Below are 24395 nucleotides of genomic sequence, written 5' to 3'. Positions count from 1 at the left end.
AAGTAGTAGACTTCAGTTCCTGGTGACGAGAGACAGGACTTGAATAGCGCGCGGCATAGAGCAAAGCGAAATTGACTTCACTCAAATTGTATGACAACCAGTATTATTAATACGACTTGATTTCAGAATCAGGTTCATTTTGTCATGCAAGAGGGCTCCATGCTGACCGTTGAAACCCGCCACGCCATTCATCCGGACCATGCCAAACAAATGGACACGGACACGCTGCGTTCCAATTTCCTGGCCGGAGGCCTGTTCGCACCGGGCGAAATTCGCCTTGTTTATACCCATTATGACCGGTTTGTTTTGGGCGGGGCCGTGCCAAATGGCGCGCCTCTGACCCTGGGCAAGGTTGAAGAAACCAAGACCGACACCTTTCTGGAGCGTCGCGAGATGGGCATCGTCAATATTGGCGAAACCGGCACGGTTTCTGCTGACGGGACAAGCTATACGCTGGCCAAGGGCGAGGTGCTGTATCTGGGCAAGGGCACGGGCGATGTGACCTTTGACGGTGCGGGCCGGTTTTACATCACCTCTGCCCCGGCGCATGAGAGCTTTCCCAACCGTCTGATCACGATGGATGAGTGCGAAAAGGTGGCGATGGGCGCGGCCGAAACCTCGAACAAACGTACGATCAAGATGTTCATCCACCCCAAGGTGATGGAGAGCTGCCAGCTGATCCTGGGCTATACCTCGCTGGAGGATGGCTCGGTCTGGAACACGATCCCGAGCCATATTCATGACCGCCGCATGGAGGCCTATCTGTATTGGGGCATGGATGAGGAAAGCCGTGTGCTGCATCTGATGGGCGAACCGACCGAAACGCGCCACCTGTTCATGAGCAATGAAGAAGCTGCGATTTCTCCGCCCTGGTCGATCCATTCCGGCGCAGGCATCGGCGAATACACGTTTATCTGGGCCATGGCCGGCGACAATGTCGATTATACCGACATGGACTTTATTCAACCGAAGGACATGAAATGAGCCGCTTTTCGCTTGAGGGGAAAAAGGCGCTGGTGACGGGCGCGAATACCGGGATCGGGCAAGCGATTGCGGTGTCTTTGGCCGCTGCAGGCGCGCAGGTTGTTTGCGGTGGGCGGCGGTCTTGTGACGAGACCATCGGCAAAATTCACGATGCGGGTGGCGCGGCGTCGGCCTTGATCATCGATTTTGCCGATCCGATGGCGGGTCGGGATGTGTTTACGGGCGCGGGATATGACATTCTGGTCAATAATGCGGGCATCATTCGGCGTGAGGACTCCGTGGATTTCTCGGAAACCGATTGGGACGATGTGATGGATGTGAACGCCAAGGCGTTGTTCTTTACCTGCCAGGCTTTTGCCAAGGAGGCGCTGGCGCAGGATCGCCAGGGTAAGATCGTCAATATCGCCTCTTTGCTGTCCTTTCAGGGCGGCATTCGCGTGCCGTCTTATACTGCGTCCAAACATGCGGTGGCCGGGTTGACCAAGCTGCTGGCCAATGAATGGGCGGCGCGTGGGATCAATGTGAACGCCATTGCGCCGGGCTATATTGCCACCAACAACACCGAGGCGCTGCGCGCGGATGAGGCGCGCAATCAGGCGATCCTCGAGCGTATCCCGGCGGGGCGTTGGGGTGATCCTGAGGATATTGCCGACACGGCAGTGTTCCTGAGCGCCCCAGCCTCTGATTATGTGCATGGCGCGGTGATCAATGTGGATGGCGGGTGGCTGGCGCGCTAAGGTCAGGCAAACGCAAAGTATGAGCCGGTGGGTCACGATTTGACCCACCGGCTTTTTGTTGGAGCACGGGAAAGGGGCGCAAGGCCCCTGCCCTAGGTTGGCCCCTAAAACCGATAGAGCTCGGCGGGGTTCTCGACCAAGGCCCGCTCAAGCGCAGCCCCCTCTGGCAGCCAGCCCAGCACAGTGTCCAGTAGGGCGGCGTCATCCGGGTAGTCTTCGGTCTTGGTGGCCATGTTATGGGGCCAGTTGGTTCCCCAGACGATCCGCTCTGGCGCGTAACGCGCGATTTCGCGGGCAAGCTCGGCGATATCGGGGTAATCCGGGCCGCCGCTGCGGGAGGATTCATAACAACCGGCGAATTTGAAACGCATCTTGCCGCGATCCAGCAGCCGCTTGATCGTGGCCACATGGCTGTTGGTGATGCCGGAGAAGATCTTGCCGTGGTGATCCAGAACCCAGTCTGATTTCAACGAAGCCAGCCGAGGCTCCAGACGTGGCAAAGCAGAGCCGTCAAATTGCACCGCCATCATCCAACCGGCATTTGCGGCAATCGCGTCGATCTCTTCCAGACGATCAAGGCCAATGGCCCCGCCCGGCAGGTCCATGATGCGCGCGCCGACAATGCCCTGCGCGCTAAGCGCCTCAATCTCGGCATCAGAGACATCGGGCGTGATGACGGCCACGCCGCGCGCAACTTCACCCATCTCTTTCATACAGGCCAGCAGACAAGCATTGTCGGCCTGATGCGCATTGCCCTGGGTGATCACCACACGCTCAATGCCCAACCAGGACATGACCTTGCGGTACATCTCGGGCGTGGGCAGGGGCGCGGGCGGCAGTCCGGGGCCGCCCTCGACCGCGGGGAAACCGGCGACATACATATGCATTTGCGTGTCCACAGCGCCCTGCGGCAACCGGGTTTTCGCGGGCGCGCCCGCCAGCGTGCGATCAATCATTTCTAATCCCTTGGCGCGAAGTCGCGCAATGCGTCGCGGTTGATTTCGATGCCGAGCCCCGGCCCATCGGGGACGTGAACCCAGCCGTTTTCATGTTCAATCGGAGAGGTGACAATGGCCTGACGGAACGGGTTATGGGTGCGGTCGAACTCCATGATCGGTGCAACAGGAGCGGTGCGCACCGGGTCGGGCACCATCGAGGACAGGAATTGCAGCGCCGCCGCAATCTGCACAGCGGTGCCCCAGACATGCGGGACCACGCGCACCCCATAGACCGAGGCGAGATCGGCGACCTTTTTGGCTTCGCTAAAACCGCCAACGCCGCAGAGATCCGGCTGGATGATGTCCACCGCGCGGCTTTCCAGCGCCTCGCGATAGCCCCAGCGCGTGTGCCAAGTCTCGCCCGCCGCCAGAGGCAGCGGCTGGCGCGCGCGCACGTCGCGATAGGCCGAGAGCTGTTCGGGCAGGACCGGCTCTTCGAACCAGTCAATATCAAATTCTGCAGCCGCCTGGCCAAGCTTGATCGCCTCAGCCGCGGTGTAGCCGTGATTTGCATCGATCATCAAACGCCAGGTCGGACCAATGGCCTCGCGCACGGCCTTGATGACCCGCAGGTCTTCGGCCACGTCAAAGCCGATCTTGACCTTCATCCGGTCAAAACCCGCCTCGGCATGGGCCGCCATTTCAAGGGCATTGTCCTGAACACGATCAACGCCATCACGTTTGAAACTGCCCGTCGCATAGGCCTCGATCCGGTCATGCCAGCGCCCGCCAAGCAGGGTGGAAATGGGCGCGCCAAAATGCTTGCCCTTGATGTCCCAAAGCGCGATGTCGATGCCCGACAGTGCTGTGACGGTCAGGCCGCGCTGCCCCTGATCGCGCAGCGCATTGTAACAGGTCGCCCAGAGCTTTTCGGTTTCCAGCGGGTTTTGCCCGATCAGAAACCCCTTATAGGCGTCAACCACCGCCGCATTGGGCCGCGCAGGACCAAGGCATTCGCCCCACCCTATGGTGCCATCGTCACAGATGACCTCGACCAGCACATGGCTACGCTTGTCAAACCGCATTGAGGCGCTTTCGAACGCGGTTTCAAGCTGGTGCTCGAGCAGATGGGTTCGGATATCGGCAATCTTCATAACGATCCTCTCGGCGGTCGCTGGGGGCGCTGGCTCTTTGGGGGCAGCCCCTTAGGCCGCCGTTTCCATGATCTTGAGCAAAACACCCTCTTCTTCCTTGGACAGGTCGTCAAGCGGCGCGCGCACGGCACCGGCATCGAACCCTGCCAAGCGCACCCCGGCCTTGATCGCGGAAACAGCATAGCCCTTGCGGGAGTCGCGCAGCTTCATGAAAGGAAAGAAGAAATCGTTCAGGATGGTTTCACAGGTCTCGTGATCTCCACTGCGCAAGGCCGTGTAAAAACGATTGGCCAGAGCCGGAACAAAGTTGAACACAGCCGAGGAATAAGTGGTGAAACCGACGCCAAGATAGGCCTCGGCAAAGAGTTCTGCGGTGGGCATCCCGCCGAGATAGGTCAGGCGGTCGCCCATCTTGGCCGTCACCTGACGCATCTTGCCAATATCGCCCGATCCGTCCTTGAACCCGACCAGGTTCGGGCAGGCGTCACAGAGCCGCGCCACGGTGTCGACCTCAAACTGGGAATTGTCGCGATTGTAGATCATCACGCCAATATCAACCGCATCGCAGATGGATTTGATGTGGTTGAACAGCCCTTCTTGGGGCGCATCGATCAGGTAATGCGGCAGGACAAGCAGGCCGTCCGCCCCGGCCTTTTGCGCCGATTGACCGATCGAGATCGCAATCTCGGTTCCGTAACCACATCCCGAGACAATGGCCGTCTCGCCGGAGCTTTCCTTGGCCGCGGCGACAATCGGGGCGATCTCATCCTGCTGAAGAGAGAAGAATTCTCCGGTGCCACCGGCGGCAAACAAGACCGGGGCGTCATATCCGGCGAGCCATTCGATATGTTTTTGATAGCTGTCGCAGGCGAAATTCCCGTCTGCATCGAAATGGGTCACGGGAAAGGAGAGCAGGCCGGAGCCGAGGGCGGATTTGAGATGATCAGGAGTCATTTTAGTGTCTCTTCATTTATCATACTACTTGTATGATAACTTTCTATTTATGTCAATCGAAACGGGGCTTAGCCCAAGGTCCTCAGGTCGGCGGGCAGCACATCGGTCGGGATATTCTGGTAACAGACCGGTCGCAGGAAACGGCGGATCGCCAAAGTGCCCACGGAAGTCGCGCCAAAGTTTGTGGAGGCCGGATAAGGGCCGCCATGGACCATGGCATCGCAGACTTCAACGCCGGTCGGGAAACCATTGGCGAGGATGCGGCCAGCTTTGCGTTCGAGGATCGGCCTGATTTTGCGCGCAAATTCAGTGTCATTGGCAGACATATGCAGGGTCGCCGTCAATTGCCCTGGCAGGCTGCGCGCCACGTCGAGGACCTCTTGGGCATTGCTGGCGACGATCACCAGGCCGAGCGGGCCAAAGACTTCTTCGCTGAGCGCGTGATTGTTCAGCCAATCCTGCGCGGTTGTTTTGAACAGGAAGGGCTTGGCTTCGCGGGGGCCGCAGGCGGTTTCAAGAAGCGCCTGCACATTTGTATGACTTCCCATTTGCTCAGCGCCGCTGGCATAGGTCTGGGCCATGCCTTGGGTGAGCATGACCTGCGCGTCGGTCTGCGTCAGCGCTGCCAAGGTCGCGGCGATGAAACGCTCACCATCCTCGCTCGCCTGGACAACCGCGATGCCGGGATTGGTGCAGAATTGCCCGGCCCCCATTGTGAGCGAGCCAGCCCAGCCCTGCCCCAGCTCGTCCGCTTTGCTGGCCATGGCACCGGGCAGCATGAACATCGGATTCACAGAGCCGAGTTCACCAAAGAAGGGAATGGGATCGGGACGTTGGGCGCAGAGATCGAACAAGGCTCGGCCACCGCCAAGCGAGCCGGTGAAGCCGACGGCCTGAATCAAAGGGTGCTGGACAAGCGATTGCCCCACGGCCCGGTTACCGCCCTGAACCAGAGAAAAGACACCGGGATGGACGCCGCATTTCTGGATCGCCGCATGGATGGCCTCGGCGATGATCTCGCCGGTTCCGGGATGGGCGCTGTGGCCCTTCACCACAACCGGGCACCCCGCCGCCAGCGCCGAGGCGGTGTCGCCGCCCGCCGTGGAGAAAGCCAGCGGGAAGTTTGACGCGCCAAAAACGGCCACCGGACCAATCGGGCGCTGGATCATGCGCAGATCGGGGCGCGGCAGTGGCGCACGATCCGGCAAGGCGGCATCATGGCGTAGGTCGAGATAGTCACCTTGAAGAATATGGCTGGCAAATAGGCGGATCTGCCCGGTTGTGCGGCCACGCTCGCCCTGCAAGCGTGCCTCGGGCAAGCCGGTTTCCTGAGACCCAATCTGGGTGATGGCCTCGGCGCGGGCTTCGATCTGATCGGCAATCTCGTTGAGAAAGGCGGCGCGCTCTTCGCGGCTGGCATAGCCGTATGTCCAAAACGCCTCTTCTGCGGCCTGCGCCGCCTGATCCACCAGATCGACCGTGCCATGGCTGAATTCATGGGCTGAACCGGTCGCGGGTTCGGATTGAAACTTTTGCTCTGTGCTGACCCATTGGCCTGCAATCAGGTGCTTACCGTGCGGCGTGAAATCAGTCATCTTTGGTCTCCGTTACAATCGGCAGCTCTGGAAAAGTGCCGCCGTGGTAAACGTTCAGGGGGTCGTTTGGATCGGGGTTTGGATGGGCCTCTTGGACCTGCGCCACAAAATCCTCGGAATTGCTTTTGGGCGTCCAGCCGAGATAATCGGCGGCACTGTTGTCCCAAAAGCTGCGCGTGTTATTCGACATGCCATAGACAATCGGGCAACCCAGCTTGGGCGCGTGAAAGGCGGTCTGGCAAAAGCTGACAAAATCCTCATAGGACAGCCAGGTGGCCAGCATCCGGTGACTTTTTGGATAGTCAAAACAAGAACCGATGCGAAGGATCGCGGTTTCCTGGCCGAATTTGTCGAAGTACATCCGAGCCAGCGCTTCGCCATAGATTTTCGACACCGCATAGAGGCTGTCGGGGCGCGGTACGGCCTGCGCGTCAATCGTCTCTGACTGCGGATAGAAACCGACCACGTGGTTTGAAGAGCCAAACACGATGCGGGGATGGCCATGGGCACGGGCAGCCTCATAGAGGTTGTAGACGCCTTGGATATTGGCATCCTGGATCGGGCGGAAGGGACCTTCGATCGAATAGCCGCCCAGATGAATGATGCCATCACAGCCCGCAACGGCGGCGTTGACCGCATCAAAATCGTCGAGCGATGCGCAACAGTTTTCTTCATGTGGCAACAGGTTCTGCACCTCGCGACGGCCAGACACGACAACCGTGTCGGCCAGCTCGGACAAGAGCGGCCGGATGGCTGTTGCCATGGCACCGGTCGCTCCGGTCAGAAGAAGCCGCCTGAGTTTCTTAGGAGCAGCTTGGGGGGTATCAGTCATGTCTTTCGTCCATTGCGTCATGGGTAGAGTTGAACTCGCCGAGCCACGGAACGGTGTCCGCGACCGTTTCAAGGCCAAGCTTGGGGAGGTCAGGCCAGGCGGCGAGAAAGTGTGTGAGGTCAGCGGCGCAGGTCTGGTGCGGCCGGTAACGGGCGCGCCAATCGCCGGAATTGAGAGAGCCATCTGCCGCGTAGCCGGGGCCTGACCAATCATCCCAAGGCGCGGTGTGCGAGATATGCGCGCCAATCTGGCAATCGACCAAAAGGCATTTTCCGACCGAGAGAAGACTGTCTCGCGTCACGCGGCTTTGGCCACCGGCCAGCTTGTTGTCCGAGGCCAAAACGGTCTGATAGCTGGGATCAGGGGCCGTACCATAGGGGCTGGCCCGCACCCCTTCGAACCATTGCCGCCCCAGGCAGGATTGGCCGTTGCGGCCAAAATCCGCGCCATCATGGGTAAAGCGGCATTTGGCAAAGACAAACCCATAAGGCGTATCGATATGGGTGGCGGGCGCAACAACCCAAGAGCGGGCCTGTCGACTGCCAAGGGTGCGGATGGTGCAGGTTTCGAAAAACGCCGTGCTGTGGCCAAAGATAAAGTCGACATCGCCCTCGATATCGCAATTGGCAAAATAGGCTCGGTTGCGCTGACCGGGTGCCGGGGCCTGCAAATACAGCGTGTCCTGAAAGGATTTCAGGTGAACGTGCCGGGCACATAGCCGGTCTGCCCCGGCCAGATGCAGGGCGACGGCCTGATGCTGCCCCTGCGAATAGCGCCCAAAGTGATCGGGTTGCGCGCCCTTTGGCGCAGCCGCCTTGCGCGTGGCCTGATAGGTGTTGTGGATGGTGAGGTTGGACAAGGAGACCTCATCCGCCTCGATCCGCATGACGGCAGAGCGGTTGGTTCCCAGCCGCTCACCACAGGACATGCGGGCAAAGAGTGCGCGGGTCTCTGACCCAACATCCTCAAACTGCGCGGCGAAGGCGTTCAAGTATTCGGCAACCGGCATTTCCGCGTCGATATTGGCGGTGATCCTTGTGTCTTGCGGCGCGGCCCCTAAACCTCGAAACTCAAAGCTTAGGGGCGCGCCATTGGTCTTGGGGACATAGACCAATCCGGCATAGTCTCCCGGCATGATGGCGATGGTGACGGTTGTCCGATGGGCGCGGTTTGCCAAGGCGGATTCGATCGCGGCCTGGATTGTCAGGAAACTGTCCGTGCCAGCGCCATTCTGATCGACAAGCAGCACCCAATCCTCGGCCCCATCATCGGGTCTGGTTGGGTCCCAAACGGCCTGCCCCGCCGTGTTGCCCTGGACCAAAACGGTTTCGGGGCGGCATTGTGCAGCTTGTTCTTGCGACAGCATTGGGCGTTGCGCCACATGGCGCGCCGCCCAATAAGGCCGAAGAGAGGGTTGCGCCGCGCTCATCCCCTTAGCGCCCGGTGTTTTGCGCGTGCAAAAGCGAGGCCGCATAGGCCTTCATCATTGGGCCGACGCCCTTGGCATCATCCGCAACACGGTTTTCGCTGAGGTAATAGTCGGCACTGCCATCACGGAAGCGGCCTTCGAACCAGCCAAGCCCGGCGACTTCGCACATTTCCACCATGTGCAAGGCACCTGTTTCGTCGGGCTGCATGGCATAGGCTTCAAGGGCAGGCATCAGATCTGCGACGTCACCGTCAAAAAGGCCAAGATCCTTGGCGCGATAGAAGGCATAGACGAACATCGCCGAGGCGGATGTCTCGACATAGTTGCCCTCAAGATCCGGGCGATCCAGCACCTGAAGCCACAAGCCTTCTTCACCGCGATAGGACATGATGTCTTGCAACAGTTTCACGCTGCGCGCGCGCAAGGGGGCGAATTTTTCCGGGCCGACAAGCTCGGCCACGTCCACCAGCGCCATGACCAGCCAGCCCAGCGAGCGCGACCAATGCGCATGCGACGCCCCGGTTTCCGGGTTGCACCATGGCTGCATTTTGGCCTCGTCAATCGCATGGTGATAGAGGCCCGTGTCAGGGGCAAAGAGCTGGGTCAGGGCGGTGTCGAGCTGGGTCAGGCTGTCGTCAACCAGAGCGGTGTCACCGGTTTTTTGGCCGTATTCGATCTGGAACGGCTGCCCCATATAAAGGCCATCCAGCCAGATCTGCCACGGATAGCGCAGCTTGTGCCAGAACACGCCGCTTTTGGTGCGCGGATGGGTGCGCAACTGGCGCATCAGCAGGTGGCAGGCCTCGAGATATTTCGCATCCCCGGTGACCGCATGGGCCGTAAAGGCCGAGCGGCCGGGCAGGATATTGTCGATATTGTAATCAGACGGGTTATAGCCGGTGAGCGCCGTGCCGCCCTCTTCGACCTGACGCGAGATCCGCTCGATCATCAGATCCATCCAGGTCTGATCCCCGGTTGCCTGGGCCAAGAGGGTAAGCCCCCGGTAAATGCACCCATCTTCGTAACACCATCTCTTGCCCTTATAGGGCTGGTACTGATCCACGTAGGGTTTGAAAAAATCGGTGAGCATGCGTTTCACTCCTACGCGTGGGGGATCAAATCGACGGTACCGTCGATTTCAGCAAATTCGGACCAGATCGCGACATTGCACACCGGGGCGACACCATCGGCCATCAAAGGCACGCCGGGCGCGGCATCACTGTCGAAACTGATTTTGAAATCCTTGATGGTGATGCTGTGCACCGGGCGTTCCGGCAGGCCCAGCACCGCCACGCCAGCAATGGCGACTCCGGTTGCGGTCACCTGCTCGAGCGTGATGTCATGGACTTCGGGCGTGGTGTCATCCACAGCGGCGGGCGCGCGATCTTGAACCCAATCGTCATGTCCGTCCGGGTCACAAAAATAGAAGGCGTTGATGGCAAAGGGCGTTGGCACATCGCGCATGACCACATCGCGAAACGAAACGCGGGCGACCTTGCCCCCCCGGCCCCGGCGCGTTTTGATCCGCAAACCGCGATCCGTGCCAAGGAATTCACAGGCATGCACGGCAACATCGGTGATCTCGCCGCTCATCTCTGAGCCAAGCACAACGCCACCATGGCCGCGTTCCATAAAGCAATGGCGCACGGTCAAACGCCGTGTCGGTGCCAGGTGATCCACCTGCCCCGGCCCGCGCTTGCCCGCTTTGACCGCGATACAGTCATCGCCAACGGTAAAGTGGATGCCCGCCAGATCAATATCGGTGCAGCTTTCGGGATTGAGCCCATCCGTGTTGGGGCTGTCGGCCGGATTGATGATTTTCAGGCCAGCGCATGTGAGGCCGTCAATATGAAACGGGTGCACTGTCCAGCTGGGCGTGTTTTGGATTGTGAAACCGGAGAGCTGCACATTCTTGCCATAGGCAAGGAACAAGCCACGCGGGCGGCGCGCACCGTCTCGGGTTTCCTTGGGCCAATCCCACCAATCGCCGCGATCACCACCGCCATCCAGCGTGCCTTTGCCGGTGATGACCAAGTTGTCGCAATCAATCGCTGTGACCGGGGCTGCAAAGGCGGCCTCGGGCAGGCCTTCCCAGGTGCCGACCACGCGGCCTGTTTCATCACGGGGCTCAAGAATGGGCCAGCCAGACCGGTCGTGATCAGCAAAAAGGCTTGTGCCCTCGGGCAGATAGAATGTCATATCGGCCTTAAGAAAAATTGGCCGGGTCTTGAAGACCCCTTTGGGCAGAACCAGGGTGCCGCCCGCCGGAGTGGCCATGATCGCAGATTGCAGCGCGAAACTGTTGTCCTCGGCGTCTTCGGACAGGCCGAACGCGGCGGCCTCAACCTCGCCCGAACAGGCCGGAGTTGCGAAACCCAACACCTGGTCAGCCACCTGGAACCGATAAGAGACAGACGGTGCGAGACCTTCGATAAAAACGGGCGCTTGCTGCGTTGTTCCCGTTTCAACGGTGGTGCCATCCGCCTGAGACAGCACCCAATCCAAAGGGGCATCCAGATGAAACCGGGTGGCATTAGGCAAAATGAGCAAGGAGACGGTCCGCGAGGATACCGCCGTGATTTCGAGCTTGAGCGTCATGGGATTTTCCAGAAAAGAGCCGGAGCCCGAAGGCTCCGACAGGGGGGAGTGACGAGTTTACTTGACGTCCTCAAGTGCTTCGTTGATGGCGTAGATCATGTCGTCAGCCGCTGTTTCGGCGTCGATCTCGCCATAGGCAAAGAGTTCGAGGTTGTCCTCAAGCGCGGAACGCACGGTCGGGAATTCCATCATCGGATGGATCGCCGGACCTTCGGCGCTGATCACCTTGGCCTGAGCTTCGATCTGCACAGCTTTGATGGCATCCGCCGCCAAAAGCTGTTCACGTGCTGCCTTGGAGGCCGGAACACCCCGGGTGGACCCCAGCGCCGCAACACCCTCTTCTTCGTTCAGTAGGCAGTTGACGATTTGCGCAGCGGCCTCTTTGTGCGGTGAGTTTTCCGAGATCGAGAAGACCATGGAGGCCTTGCGATAGATGCCCGGGGTCTTTTGACCGTCCTGAGACAGCAAGCCGTGATAAACCACCTCTTGCCCCTCTTCGAGCGGGCCAGTGATCTTGAAGTACGTGGAATCCCACTGATAGGTCCCGGCGATTTTACCCGAGGCCCAATTGGGGTTCTCGTGCAGTTTGATATTGCCTGCCGCTGCGACATCGGGCCATGGGATGATCACGTGATTGTCGACCAGGGTCTTGTAAAAGGACACCGCATCGGTGAGCTCTTCTTTGGTCCAGGCCAATTCGTTGGTTTCGGGATCGATCAGCGCCTTGCCGGTCTTTTGGGTGCCATAGATCACCATGACCAGAGCGGCGTCCAATTTGGCGGCTTCGAACGGATAGTAATCTTCGCCCAGTTTCTCACGGAAGACAGGGCCCGCTGCGACGAGTTCGTCCCAGGTGTTTGGAACCTCAAGGCCTGCCTTGGCATAGGTGGATTTGTTGAACACGAACAACCGGCCTGTTGTGGAGATCGGCAGACCGTTCAGCTTGCCCACCATGGAGCCGGCCTCGATCTGGTCCGCGTCCCAGCTGGACAGGTCGATGATGTCGGACAAAGTGTTCAGATCCGCCAGACCGGTGCCGTCAGCAGAATAGATCGACAGCCATGGCCAGTTGACCTGCATGATGTCGGCTTCGGTTCCGCCTGCGATCTGGGTGGTCAGCTTTTCGTAATGGCCAGACCAGCCGGTGAATTCGGGTTTGATCACATGGCCATGCTTCGCGCCACACACTTCCAGCGCAGCCTGGGTCGCCTCGTGGCGGCTGTTACCGCCCCACCAGCTCATCCGGAGCTCGGCAGCCTGAGCGGCACCGGCAATCGTAGACGCAGCCAAAGCCGCTGTTAGAACAGTCTTTTTCATCTCTTTTCCTCCCTGAGACAGAAATTAAGAACCAAGCGACACGTTTTGGCCGCTTTGGACGTCGAAAATATGGATGTGCTGACCCTCCGGTTTCAGCCCGACCAGATCGCCACGTTTGAGCGAGCTGTCATAGTCTTCGCTGGGGACCACACAGACAAAGGTGCCTCCGCCGATCCGGGCATAGACATTGACTTCGTGGCCCATGAATTCGAGATTGGTGATCTCGCCGGTAAAGGCGTTTTCAGTACCCGCGGGCACGATATCGAGATGCTGTGGGCGGATGCCGAGCTTGACCGTGCTTTCGGATGTCGTCAGACGATCTGCCAAGCCATCCAGAACCTTGATCTGTTGATCGCCAGCGGAGAGAACCGGCACATTGCCGTCCCGCGCAAAGCTGCATTCGACAAAGTTCATTTCCGGCATTCCGATGAAACCGGCGACAAAGTCATTTGCAGGCTTGTCATACAACGTCGCCGGATCGGCGACCTGCATGATATGTCCATCCTTCATGACGCAGATGCGGTCGCCCATTGTCATGGCTTCGACCTGGTCATGGGTCACATAGACCACCGTGGCCGGACGCCCCTCAGAGCGCAGACGCTTGTGCAGATCGGTGATGCGAACCCGCATGGAGGCGCGCAGCTTGGCGTCGAGGTTGGACAGGGGTTCGTCGAACAGGAACACCTCGGGGTGTTTGATCAACGCCCGCCCCAGAGCGACCCGCTGGGCCTGACCACCCGACAGCTGCTTGGGCAGGCGGTCGAGAAGCTCTTCGATCTCGAGGATTTCAGACACTTCGGCGGTCTTTTCCTCAATCTCGGATTTGGGTTTGCCCGCCAGGGTGAGGCCGAAAGACAGGTTCTTGCGCACCTTCATATGGGGATAAAGCGCGTAGTTCTGGAACACCATCGCGATGCCACGCTTGCCCGGTGCCAATTCGTTGACCACCTGGTCACCGATGCGGATTTCACCACCTGTGATGGTTTCCAGGCCAGCAATCATGCGCAGGGTTGTGGATTTGGCGCAGCCGGATGGCCCCACCAGAACCATGAATTCCCCTTCTTCGATATCCAGGTTGATACCATGTACGGCCTTGAAACCATTGCCATAGGTCTTTTCGACCGAACGGAGTTGAAGATCAGCCATTAGCCTTTGACCCCCCCTGCTGAGATGCCGTCGATGAAGTATTTCTGAGCGGCAAAGAAAACGATGAGTGATGGAGCCAAGGCGAGGACCGACATGGCGAGAATTTGGTTCCAGGCAAAGGCCTCGGTGGCGTCGATCGACAGTTTGAGCGCAAGGCTGACCGGGTATTTTTCAACCGACGAGATGTAGATCAGCGGCCCAAGGAAGTCGTTCATGGTCCACATGAACTGGAACAGACAAACCGAGATCAGCGCCGGCATCAGCAAAGGAACCACGATATAGACCAGTGTCTGGAACGTGTTGGCCCCGTCGACCCGTGCGGCCTCTTCCATGTCGCGCGGGATGGCGCGCAGAAACTGGATGACCATGAAGACAAAGAAGGCATCGCCCGCCAGCGCCGAGGGCACCCAAAGCGGCAGGAAGCTATCAAGCCAGCCAATGTCGCGGAACAACAGGTATTGCGGAATACGTGTCACGACATTTGGCAAAAGCAGCGTCGCGATCACGGTCACGAACAGGAATTTCTTGCCCGGGAACTCAAAGCGCGCAAAGCCATAGGCGACCACCGTGCAGGACACTGCCGTCCCGATGACCTTTGGAATGATGATCCAGAGCGAGTTCAGGAAGAACGTGCCAAAGGTGTAGGGCGTCGAGGTTTTCCAGCCGTCAATATAGCCTTGGATGGTTGCGTCTTTGGGCCAGAATGACGGCGATGAGAACATCTCGGCATTGGTTTTAAAGGACGCGCCCACAAGCCAGATCAGCGGGTAGACCATGATCAGACCGATGACGGTCAACAGCGTGTAGCGGATGGTCGAACTGATGCGGGCCTTGCGACGGAGCTTGAGCTCGAGTGCGGTGGGCGGCTCGCGCCCATCACGGTTTGGATTTGGAAGATCTGTGATAGATGACATGTGCTTAGCTCCGCTTGTCGCCCGCGTAGTAGACCCACTTTTTCGACGACCAGAAGGCGATCAGTGTCAGCACCATGATGATGGCAAAGAGCACCCAGGCGATGGCCGACGCGTAGCCCATATCGAAGGATTTGAAGGCCTCGTCGTAGATATAAAGCGGCAAGAGGTACGTTGATTTGAGCGGCCCGCCCTCGGTGATGATGTAGGGGCCATTGAATTCCTGAAACGCTTGCACGGTTTGCATGATCAGGTTGAAGAAGATCACCGGTGTGATCAGCGGAAGCGTGATCGACCGGAAGATACGCCAGGGCCCTGCCCCATCAATCGCGGCGGCCTCATAAAGCGATTTGTCCACCGATTGCAGCGCCGCCAAAAAGATCACCATGGCAGAGCCGAACTGCCAGCAGCGCAGCAGCGTGATGGTGAACAGGGCATTTTCAGGGTCGCCGAACCAGTTGATCGGTTCGCCACCAAGCGCCGTAATGGCCATATTCACAAGGCCCGTATCCGCAAAGATATAGCGCCACAGAACCGCGATTGCGATGGAGCCGCCCAGGATGGACGGCACGTAATACGCTGTTCTAAATAAGTTAATCGCCTTGAGGCGATAGTTCAGCACCACCGCGATAAACAACGCAAATGCGAGTTTCAGCGGCACCGTGGTGAACACATAGATCAATGTCACCTTCAACGATTTGTCAAAGGTCCGATCCCGTGTGAACAGCTTTTCATAGTTCTTTGTCCCGACCCATTCCGGGGAAGACAAGAGATCGTAGTCGGTAAAGCTGAGGTAGAACGACGCGAGAAACGGAAAGGCGATAAAGAGCACCAATCCGATTACATAAGGCGCCACATACCACAAACCGACATATTTGCTTTCGCCGCCCATAAGGCAACCCTCCCTACTTGTATAACAAGTTGTATGATAACTTTTGGCCGGAAGCAAGACACATTTAGGAAGTGCGCAGATTCTGGATCAACGCATTATTTTAAAGTGATATTTTTGGATTATCGGGAGAGGGTTAGCGCATTGTCGCGCCTTTTACTGTGGGAATCTCGGGCTAAACGCGCACAATTTCCGCCGTCTTTTGCGGGTAAGTTCGGTGTGAGATTCGAGAGGTGTCATATCTGGCGGTATGCATATGGGCAGATTGAAACGCACAAACGCCTGCCCTGTCGGACAAAATGCCGACAGGGATCATATGAGATGTAGTGAAAAGAACCTCAACACGAAGCGCGCCGGCGGCTAGCGCGGCAGCAGATAGGCGTCTTGCGGCACTGGATCGGTGAATGATTTCACGGTGTCACCGAGGGCTTCCTGAACCAGATGCGCCACCAGATCCGGGAACAGCACCTGTGGATTTGCCGCCTCCCACAGGAAGAACCCATAAGACCCCGGCATTGGGTTGATCTCGTTGAACCAAAGCTCGCCAGTGGCCTTGTCGGTCATAAAGTCCATCCGCGGCGCGCCGCGCTGTCCAAGGATGGCAAAGGCTTTCTCGGCATAGTCATAAAGACGCGCCTGCAGCTCCGGGTCCAGATCCGGGTTGATGTCGCGTGTCAGGGACAACATGCCCTGCGATGGCACAATGGCCGCCCCCAGCTTGCCCTGCCCACCACCATTGCCGCTGCTTTCCTGCGACAGGTATTTTTCGCGGAAATCCAGCAGCTCGGCTGACGACTTGGGCCGCTCAATCGCGGAAAAGCAGGTTTTGCCATCGCGGAACATGACGGCGATGTTGAGCTCTTCGAGGTTTTGCACCTGTGGTTCGACCAGGGCAAAGGTGTCTTCACGCAGCGCCCCTTGCAGGTGGATCAGCAGGGTTTCGCGGTCCTTGGCCAAGCCGACGCCGATGCTTGAGCCGAGATTGGCCGGTTTGACCACCACAGGGAAAGACAGCTTTTCCTCGATCTCGTCGATCACCGGCTCGGGATCTGCCAATTGGCTGGTCTGGACAACCACATGCGGCAGCACATTCACCCCAACCGATTGCACCAGCGATTTGGTCGCATCCTTGCGCATGGCAATGGCAGAGTTGGTGGCCGAAAACCCGGTGGTCGGGATGCCAACGATTTCGAGCATCCCGGCAAGACGCCCGTCTTCGCCAAACGGGCCGTGAAAGACCGGGACGGCGCAGTCAATCCCACAGCGCCAGCTGCCATCATGGGATTTCAGGCAAGGGCCGGCGTCATCCCAGGCAAAGAACACTTCGCGCAGACCTGGCGGGCTTGGCTTGTAACGCTCTAAACGACGCAGTGTTGGACCGTGAAAAAACCGACCCTCAAAATTCATATAGACCGGGACAATGTTCATTGTCCGAACATCCGCCGCATCCATCAACTGTTGCGCGCTCACGACACTGACATCGTGTTCCTGGCTCGGCCCACCAAAAATGACGGCTATGTTCAGCTTATCCAAGGCAATTGCCCCTCTTCGATCTGGTCTCGGTTCACCATATACATTACAAGAATTCAAAGCACTACATATGGTAGTGAAAAAGCAGCATGCTGAGCGGTAGAAATGTCATTGATGAACTATGAGATCCTGGGCAACAAGGACGGGTTTCCGATTGTTTTTGGCCATGGCTGGGCGCGAGACCATCGCGATTTCATCCCGGTTGCAGAACTGTTGGGCGATCGCGCCAAACTGATCTTGCTGGACCTGCCAGGATTTGGCGCAAGCCCCCGCCCCGAAGCGGCCTGGGACACGCAGGATTATGCCAAGGCAACCCGCGACATGCTGGAACAAGAGCTGGGGTTGAGGCGCTACATCTGGGTCGGACACAGCTTTGGCGGCCGGGTCGGGCTGCGTTTAGCGCAGATGTCTGACAGCCCGGTGGCCCATTTACTCGTCGTGGCCGGGGCCGGTGTGCCGCGCGACGTGCCGATGACCAAGAAATGGCGGGGCAAGCTGCGCAGTTGGCAATTCAAACGCAAAAAGGCCGCGGCAAATTCCGAAGATGAGATCATCGCGCTGGAAAAGCAGTTTGGCAGCGCCGATTACGTTGCCAGCCGTGAAAGCGGGTTGCGCGATATTTTCATCAAGGCCGTTCAGGAGAACCAGACTGAGCAGCTGACCTCGATCACTTGCCCGACCACATTCCTATACGGGGCCAACGATACGGAAACGCCGCCAGAAATCGGTAAGAAGATGCACGCGCTGGTGCCAAACTCGACCTATCTTGAATGCCCCGAATATGACCACCTGACCATTCTGTCCCGTGGTCGCCACCAAATGACATTGATGCTCAAAGACGCGCTGCAGGAGTTGGGTGAATGATGATTTTTGCCAAACTATGCTTGCTCGCAAGCCTGATCTTTCTGCTCTTCACCCGCGTGCGCACCCTGCTGACCTATTTCCAGCAAGAGGAATATGACGGCAAACGGTTCGTCGGGGCCTGGTCGGATGTGCGCCTGTTTGATGTCAAAGCAACAGTTGCGACGCTTGTGGCGGTCGTGCTTGGGGCAAATGGCATGGGGGCGGTGCTGACAACCTTGCTGCTGTCGGTTGCCTTTGTCGTGCTGGCCTATCTCGAAGGCCAACATCGTTTCAAAAAGGCCCTGGCGCGGACCGAGCGTGCCATGCGGATCTATTGGCTGACCTTTGGCAGCGTGGCCGTGCTGGCGCTATTGACGCTGCTGCACCCGCTTTGCGCGCTGGTCGCCCTGCATGCCGCGCCTTTTGTGATGATCGTCGCCAACAAAGTGCTGCAACCACTTCAGGTCAAGATCAACGAGGGGTACCAGAGCGAGGCGCGGGCCAAGCTGGAACGGCTTGACCCGATCCGTATCGGCATCACCGGTTCCTTTGGCAAAACCACTGTAAAACACATGTTTGCCGAGATCCTTGAGGCCTCTGGCCCGGTCTATTACAGCCCCGGATCAATCAACACAGTTCTGGGTCACACCCGTCATATCCGCCAGCGCCTGCAATGGTCGCACAAGTATTTCGTTGCGGAAATGGGCGCTTATGGGATCGGGTCAATCAAACGGCTTTGCGATTTTGTGCATCCGAATTACGGCATTATCACCGCTGTTGGCGATGCGCATACCGAACGTTTCGGCAGTATCGAGGCCATTGCCCAAGCCAAATCGGAACTGGCCACCGAAGTCTGTTCGGCGGGCGGCACGGTTGTGTTGAATGCCAAATTGCTGGATTACGCCCCTTTTGCCAAAATCCGCGAAACCTATGGCGCGCGGGCTGTCACTGTTGGGTTTGAGGATGCGGATGTTGTGATCAGCCACCAAGAGCTTGACGGTGGGTCCTGGTCAATCTCGCTAAGCTCGCAGAACCCGGATCTTGATGGGATCACCTATGAACTGCCGCTGCTGGGCGAACATAACGTGTTGAACTCGGCCCTCGCCGTGGTGATGGCGGCCACCATCGACCCCAAGATTGTGGCGCAAATCCCGTATTTTACCCGAACCGTTGCCCAAGTCCCGCATCGCCTGCAAAAGGTTGGTGCCCCGGGTACGGCCCTGATCCTGGATGATGCCTATAACTCGAATGAAATGGGCTTTATGTCGGCGGTTGCCTCGATGGACAAGCTGGCCAAACAGCGCGGTGGTCGGCGGATATTGGTGACGCCGGGCATTGCCGAACTGGGTCTGGAGCATGACCGGGTGCATGACCGTCTGGGCAAATTCAGCGCCGAGAAATGCGATATGATCTATGTGGTCAACCCCGACCGTATCCGCAGCTTTGTTGACAGCACAAAATCCGGCGCGGCCAAGGTGATCGAGGTTGCAACCTTTAGCGATGCCCGTGCCTTGATCGCCAAAGAGCTGCACGAAGATGATGTGATCCTGTACGAGAACGACCTGCCCGACCTCTTGGAGGAAAAACGCATTCTGTGATCGGGTCTGCCTGACGTGATCTGGACGCCGGGCCCCGTCTTTGGCAAGCGGACTTAGAGTTTAATTAACTGCGCGGTGGCAAAGTGCCGTTAGGAACGGCATGCCGAAAGACCGCGTATCTTGCAACCAAACACCGCAGAGAATTTGGGCCTAACGCCCGAAGCCCGAAGGCGTTTGCTCCTGTCGCATATCAGCGAACGGGTGACGAGGCTTCCGTCTCGGGTGTTGCTCTACATTATGGGATGTTCCCTTTCGCTGACGGCCGTTGACGTCACGATCTGCGTCAGCGGGCTTGTCTTGCTGTTGGGCGGGGATCTGTTGGACTGCTGGTGTTTGCGCCGTCCGGTCAGGTATTTGGCCCTGTCGGACAGAGTGCGCGAGGCTGAGTTTTTTGCAGCAATAACCGGCACGCTACAAGCGTTGAGCCTGAGTGGCGCGAGCGCTCTTTATTTCTTTCTGTCAGGTGCAGAAGCCAATCTATTGTTCGTCATCGGCGCGCTTGGCATCGGGGCGGTGAATTCGGCAATTGCGCTGCCGCTCTTTCCACTTGGCGGCATGATCAAACTGGGGCTTTACGGTGTGACTCCGGTCGTTTTGATCGGCTTGCAAGCCATCAGGTCAAACGACCTGAATGTCTTATATTTCACGGACACATCCGGTAGTATGCTGCTGATTTGTATGGCCTATATGTTCATGTCCTTCACCAAATCCGGCTTGGCAAATTTCCGCATCACACAGACCCTTGGGGCCAAGGAAAGCGAGCTAAAGCGCGCCAATCAACGCATGGTGTCTGACCAGAAAGAGTTGCGCAAACTGTCCCTGGTGGCGCGCAAGGCCAATGACAGTATTGTCCTCACGGACCCCGAACGCCGGATTATCTGGGTGAATGAGGCCTTCAGCCGCGTCACCGGGTTTTCTGCAAAGGAAGCGGTGGGGCAAAAAATCGCTGAGCTACTTTCGGGCGACGATGAAAGCTTGCTTTTGCCGCAGGACATTGATGAGGCTGTCGGGGCCGGCAAACCCTTTCGCGGCGAAATGGTCAACATTACCAAAGACAATCGCCGCATATGGGTCGAGGTGAATATCTTCCCGGTCCATGATGCCAGCGGTGAGGTTGAATTTTTTGTTGGCATTGAACGGGATGTGACTGAGGCGAAAAAACACGCCGAAGAAATGGTGCAAGCCCGCCATGCCGCCGAACAAGGCGCGCGCGCGAAATCAGAATTCCTCGCCAATATGAGCCATGAAATCCGCACGCCTCTGACGGGTATCATCGGCATGACGGATATACTGGCCGAGACCGGGCTGAGTGAGGAGCAAAAAGGCTATCTGCGCACCATCGCCGGGTCGTCTCAATCTTTGATGACGGTGATCAATGACGTTTTGGACCTGTCGCAACTGGATGCCGGAAAGATGGAGCTCAACCCGGCCCCGTTTCGCATCGACACGCTTTTCCAGGACACGGTGGCCCTGCTCACAGCCTCCGCGAAACAGGCCAACACCGCCTTGTCGCTGGAATTCTTCTCGGAGACGTCGTTGTCCATCGATGCGGATCAAAGCCGCCTGCGCCAGGTGGCGATCAATCTGATTGGCAACGCAATCAAGTTTACCAAAGACGGCGATATCAATATCCGGGTCGAGATCATTGAGGCGGCAGGTGGGCCGCGCCTGAAATTTGAGGTCAAGGATACCGGGATCGGCATCGCCAAAAACAAGCTCGACAAGATTTTTGATCGCTTCACCCAGGCGGAGCGGGATACGGTGACCCAATTTGGCGGCACTGGCTTGGGGTTGACCATCTCAAGGAACATCATTGAGCTGATGGGCGGGCGCATTTCCGTGACATCCAAACTGGGTTTGGGGACCACGTTCCTCGTCGATATTCCGGTCAAACTCGCGGCCGATCTCGGCAGTGAAGAAGATTTGACCGCCCCGGTCACCGAGGATTTCGATCACCTGGCCGGGCTCAAAATTCTCATCGCCGAGGACAATCAAACCAACCGGTTGTTGTTGTCCAAATATCTGGACGGCTTGCCCATCTTTCTGCGTTTTGCCGCCGATGGCGTCGAAGCCGTTTCCGCGACCGAAGCCCTGAACCCCGATCTCATCTTTATGGATGTCTCCATGCCTGGAATGAGCGGGCTTGAGGCAACGCGCCAAATTCGGCGGCTCGACATTCCGCAACCTACCATTGTCGCGCTCACGGCCCATGCCTTTGATACGGAAATGCAATCCTGCCTAAAGGCCGGCATGGACCACTTTTTGACCAAACCCATTCGAAAACAGGCCTTTCTGGAATGGATTACCAAGAATGCCCGCAAACAAGATGACAGGCCGGCCCCTCCGAGCCTGTCAAATGCCAATTAGGGTCTGGCTTTTCTATGAACTCTCTTGGCAGGACTAAGCGTCACGGCGCAGCAATACGGTTTCAATTGCGGTCTTAAGCTGGGCCTGCGAGGCCGGTTTGGTCAGCCGTATGGTTCTGTCATCATTGGGAAGCGCCTGATCCGTCATGCTGGCATAGCCGGACATAAAGATCACCGGCATGTCCGGGCTGTCATTGCGGATCTTGGCGCACAATTCTGGGCCCTGCAGCTTTCCGGGCATGACAATATCTGTCAGGACCAAATCAAAATCTTGATCCTGCACAAAATGCAGATAGGCCGCATCGCCGGAATTGGCGGCGCACACATCATAGCCCATCTTTTCAAGGCTTTGCACCAAAACGAGACGCACCGCCTCCTCATCCTCGGCCAGGAGAATTCTGGCCTGAGAAAACGCCGCTTCTGTCTCGGAACCCGTCTCTTCCTGCGCGGCTTTCGGGTCTTTCATGACCGCGTTGAAGAACAGTTTGAATGTGGTCCCCTCGCCGATGGTTGACACCACCGCAACCGCGCCGCCGGATTGCTGCATGAATCCCTGGACCATGGACAGGCCCAGCCCGGAACCGCGCCCGGGGGATTTTGTCGTGTAAAACGGTTCAAAAATCATGTCCTGCGCTTCAGAAGCGATGCCAGTGCCCGTGTCTTCGACCGTCAAAACCACATAGGCCCCGGGTGGCAGATCACCGCCCGACGTGGTGATCTGGGCTTCAACCACAAACATGTTTTTGCTGGAAATTCTCAGATGCCCGCCCAGTGGCATGGCATCCCGAGCATTCAGGATCAGGTTCAACAAAGCGCTTTCAGTCGAACTCGGATCCGCCTCGATAGCCCAAAGATCCGGCTGCAGATCCGTCACGACATCAATATTGGCGGGTAAAACCCGGCGCGTCCAACTGCCGGTGTCCAGAACCAGTTGGTTCAGTTCGATCAATTTGGGTTCCAGCCGGGCCTTGCGCGCAAAGGCCAGCATGTTGCGGGTCAGATCAGCGCCGCGTTGCGTGGCCTTGAGGCTATTGGTGATCAACCGCTTTTGCCCATCATCGGTGGCATCATCCAGCAGCAATTCCAGATTGCCCATGATGACAGCGAGCAAGTTGTTGAAATCATGGGCAACGCCGCCGGTCAATTGACCAATGCTCTCTTGCTTTTGGGCCGCCAGAACCTGCATGGCCTTTTGTTCAAGCTCGAGATCTTTTTTCCGGTCCTCGGTGATATCAAGGACAAAGTTATCCCATTTTGCCCCTTCGCTTTGATCGGGGTTGGGATGCCCCCAGCCTTCAAGCCATTTTTCTGTGCCCGAGGGGGTCACGATGCTCCAGACAAAGTTCCATCGCTCACCTTCTATCAGCGCGCGGGACACGGTGGCGTTCCATTCCAGATGTTGCTCGGCCCCGTCTTGCCCCCAAAGGCGGCTTGGATCTTTGTAAAGGTCCCCGGGCTCACATTCCCAGATGTCGCGGCATCGCTCCGAGATGAATTCCAGCCGGTCCTGACCATCATGACTTTGGAGATAGGTGAAAAACACCCCCGGCGCATTGCGTACAGCGCTGTCAAAGCGTTGATCAGACAGGCCCTTTTTGCGCTCTGCCTCCTTCAACGAGGCGGCAAGCCAGATGGCCGCGATGGAGACAATGGCGATGATCAGGCTGGCGATTGAGAGACCGGCCATCATGATGACCCGTTCCATGTCTGCCTGCGCCCAGCCGCCGCTTGGCTGCGCCATCAAGGTCCAGCTCCGCCCCAATAGGGAAATCGGCTCTGCGACCGGGTTCTGCGCGCTCCAATCCGCGTAATCTGCGGTGCCAAGGCTGACCGAGACATCGCCGGATTCCGTCAACAGCGCCATCTCAAGACCAAGCCCATCATCGGTCATGCCAACAGAGGCCAAGAGGAGATCAAGGTTGTAGACCAGAGACAAAACCCCGCGAAATTGCGGATCGCCCTGGGTGGTTTCAAACACCGGAACGCGCAGGATCACCCCTTTGGGGCCCTGGACCAGGGACAAAGGACCAATTAGGGCGGGTGTGCCTGTATCCTTTACCTGTTGCACCTGTTCGATCTGGGTCGGCAGATCGCGGTAGTCCAGACCAATCAGCGCCTCATTTCCCGCAATCGGGTAAACATGGCTGATCACCAGATCCGGGGCCCAAGCGATGTTGATCAGCGCCTCTTTGTTGACGCCGGCACTGGCCGCGAGCCTTGCATAGGCCTCCTCGGACAGGGCGTCGGATTGCGACAGGAACAGGGCAATCGAACGCGCGACCTGCATCCCAGTATCAATTTCGACCTGCAGCTTGGTGTGGAACAGCTCAAGCTGAAACGAGACCTCCGCCCGCCGTTCTTTGATCTGCAACTCGCGACCAAAATAGTTGATCCCAAAGACCATGGCGGCCAGGGCAACGACGATCAACAAAGATTGCAGCACGCTTACCCAAAGGACTGAGCCGCGCCCGGAAAATGACGGTGGTCGAGACAGGTTCAATCTTCACTCCTACCGCTGCACAACTGGTCTGATCCGTTAACCAAACCCAGGTGACCCAATCTTAACGATCATGT

19 protein-coding genes are annotated in these 24395 nt (G+C 58.0%); 5 read left to right on the top strand and 14 right to left on the bottom strand.

Translation table 11 applies throughout. The features are described 5' to 3' along the window. Nucleotides 1–159: 159 nt before the first annotated feature. Nucleotides 160–984, top strand: a complete 825-nt coding sequence (kduI, locus tag CLV87_RS20320; protein ID WP_099249394.1) for a 5-dehydro-4-deoxy-D-glucuronate isomerase — start codon at nucleotides 160–162, stop codon at nucleotides 982–984. Further along, nucleotides 981–1721, top strand: coding sequence for a 2-dehydro-3-deoxy-D-gluconate 5-dehydrogenase KduD (kduD, locus tag CLV87_RS20315; RefSeq protein ID WP_099249148.1), 741 nt, complete (start codon nucleotides 981–983; stop codon nucleotides 1719–1721). The genes kduI and kduD overlap by 4 nt, the downstream gene beginning before the upstream one ends. Nucleotides 1722–1825: 104 nt before the next feature. Here the strand turns inward: kduD and CLV87_RS20310 are convergent, their stop codons facing one another. The 13 genes from CLV87_RS20310 to CLV87_RS20250 all read right to left on the bottom strand — a co-directional run bounded on the left by CLV87_RS20310 (nucleotide 1826) and on the right by CLV87_RS20250 (nucleotide 17017). Then, on the bottom strand, nucleotides 1826–2677 hold the full coding sequence (locus CLV87_RS20310) for an amidohydrolase family protein (RefSeq protein WP_099249146.1): 852 nt from the start codon (nucleotides 2675–2677) through the stop codon (nucleotides 1826–1828). Nucleotides 2678–2679: 2 nt separating this feature from the next. Next, a complete protein-coding gene (locus CLV87_RS20305; RefSeq protein ID WP_099249144.1) occupies nucleotides 2680–3813 on the bottom strand; it encodes a mandelate racemase/muconate lactonizing enzyme family protein in 1134 nt (377 codons plus the stop codon). Nucleotides 3814–3864: 51 nt separating this feature from the next. Then, on the bottom strand, nucleotides 3865–4767 hold the full coding sequence (kdgD, locus tag CLV87_RS20300) for a 5-dehydro-4-deoxyglucarate dehydratase (protein ID WP_133840858.1): 903 nt from the start codon (nucleotides 4765–4767) through the stop codon (nucleotides 3865–3867). A gap of 68 nt (nucleotides 4768–4835) precedes the next feature. Beyond that, nucleotides 4836–6362, bottom strand: coding sequence for an aldehyde dehydrogenase (NADP(+)) (locus tag CLV87_RS20295; protein ID WP_099249140.1), 1527 nt, complete (start codon nucleotides 6360–6362; stop codon nucleotides 4836–4838). Continuing rightward, nucleotides 6355–7194: an NAD-dependent epimerase/dehydratase family protein gene (locus tag CLV87_RS20290; protein WP_099249138.1), complete on the bottom strand. Its 840-nt coding sequence runs from the start codon at nucleotides 7192–7194 to the stop codon at nucleotides 6355–6357. The genes CLV87_RS20295 and CLV87_RS20290 overlap by 8 nt, the downstream gene beginning before the upstream one ends. Then, complete coding sequence (locus tag CLV87_RS20285; RefSeq protein ID WP_166652807.1) at nucleotides 7187–8623, bottom strand: pectinesterase family protein; 1437 nt, start codon at nucleotides 8621–8623, stop codon at nucleotides 7187–7189. Before CLV87_RS20285 ends, CLV87_RS20290 begins: the two co-directional genes overlap by 8 nt. A 4-nt stretch (nucleotides 8624–8627) precedes the next feature. After that, complete coding sequence (locus CLV87_RS20280; RefSeq protein WP_099249392.1) at nucleotides 8628–9713, bottom strand: glycoside hydrolase family 88/105 protein; 1086 nt, start codon at nucleotides 9711–9713, stop codon at nucleotides 8628–8630. Nucleotides 9714–9724: 11 nt separating this feature from the next. Beyond that, nucleotides 9725–11221: a polygalacturonase PglA gene (gene pglA, locus CLV87_RS20275; RefSeq protein WP_099249134.1), complete on the bottom strand. Its 1497-nt coding sequence runs from the start codon at nucleotides 11219–11221 to the stop codon at nucleotides 9725–9727. Nucleotides 11222–11278: 57 nt separating this feature from the next. Next, entirely contained in the window at nucleotides 11279–12538 is a 1260-nt protein-coding gene (locus tag CLV87_RS20270) for an ABC transporter substrate-binding protein (protein ID WP_099249132.1), read from the bottom strand. A 24-nt stretch (nucleotides 12539–12562) separates the two neighbouring features. Then, nucleotides 12563–13684 carry an ABC transporter ATP-binding protein gene (locus CLV87_RS20265; protein ID WP_099249130.1) on the bottom strand — a complete coding sequence of 374 codons (1122 nt, stop codon included), beginning with the start codon at nucleotides 13682–13684 and terminating at the stop codon, nucleotides 12563–12565. Then, nucleotides 13684–14598: a carbohydrate ABC transporter permease gene (locus CLV87_RS20260; protein WP_099249128.1), complete on the bottom strand. Its 915-nt coding sequence runs from the start codon at nucleotides 14596–14598 to the stop codon at nucleotides 13684–13686. Before CLV87_RS20260 ends, CLV87_RS20265 begins: the two co-directional genes overlap by 1 nt. Before the next feature lie 4 nt (nucleotides 14599–14602). Next, nucleotides 14603–15487 (bottom strand): carbohydrate ABC transporter permease, encoded by an 885-nt coding sequence (locus CLV87_RS20255; protein ID WP_099249126.1) that lies wholly within the window; start codon nucleotides 15485–15487, stop codon nucleotides 14603–14605. A 357-nt stretch (nucleotides 15488–15844) separates the two neighbouring features. Then, nucleotides 15845–17017, bottom strand: a complete 1173-nt coding sequence (locus CLV87_RS20250; RefSeq protein WP_133840857.1) for a D-alanine--D-alanine ligase — start codon at nucleotides 17015–17017, stop codon at nucleotides 15845–15847. Between the two features lie 111 nt (nucleotides 17018–17128). Between CLV87_RS20250 and CLV87_RS20245 the strand changes: the two genes are divergently transcribed. From CLV87_RS20245 to CLV87_RS20235, 3 genes are all read left to right on the top strand, one after another. After that, the gene (locus CLV87_RS20245) at nucleotides 17129–17878 is read left to right on the top strand and encodes an alpha/beta fold hydrolase (protein ID WP_166652806.1); all 750 of its coding nucleotides are present in this window, start codon (nucleotides 17129–17131) and stop codon (nucleotides 17876–17878) included. After that, nucleotides 17875–19455 carry a Mur ligase family protein gene (locus CLV87_RS20240; RefSeq protein WP_099249120.1) on the top strand — a complete coding sequence of 527 codons (1581 nt, stop codon included), beginning with the start codon at nucleotides 17875–17877 and terminating at the stop codon, nucleotides 19453–19455. The genes CLV87_RS20245 and CLV87_RS20240 overlap by 4 nt, the downstream gene beginning before the upstream one ends. A gap of 237 nt (nucleotides 19456–19692) precedes the next feature. Further along, on the top strand, nucleotides 19693–21822 hold the full coding sequence (locus tag CLV87_RS20235; protein WP_099249118.1) for a PAS domain-containing hybrid sensor histidine kinase/response regulator: 2130 nt from the start codon (nucleotides 19693–19695) through the stop codon (nucleotides 21820–21822). Between the two features lie 33 nt (nucleotides 21823–21855). On the opposite strand, the gene CLV87_RS20230 is transcribed toward CLV87_RS20235, so the two are convergent. Further along, nucleotides 21856–24321 (bottom strand): response regulator, encoded by a 2466-nt coding sequence (locus CLV87_RS20230; protein WP_133840856.1) that lies wholly within the window; start codon nucleotides 24319–24321, stop codon nucleotides 21856–21858. Nucleotides 24322–24395: the final 74 nt, after the last annotated feature.

It is taken from the genome of Pelagimonas phthalicica (assembly GCF_004364805.1).
Classification (GTDB): Bacteria; Pseudomonadota; Alphaproteobacteria; order Rhodobacterales; family Rhodobacteraceae; genus Pelagimonas; species Pelagimonas phthalicica.
The sequence above is the reverse complement of the archived record's forward strand: the minus strand, read 5'-3'. Positions and strand labels throughout refer to the sequence as shown.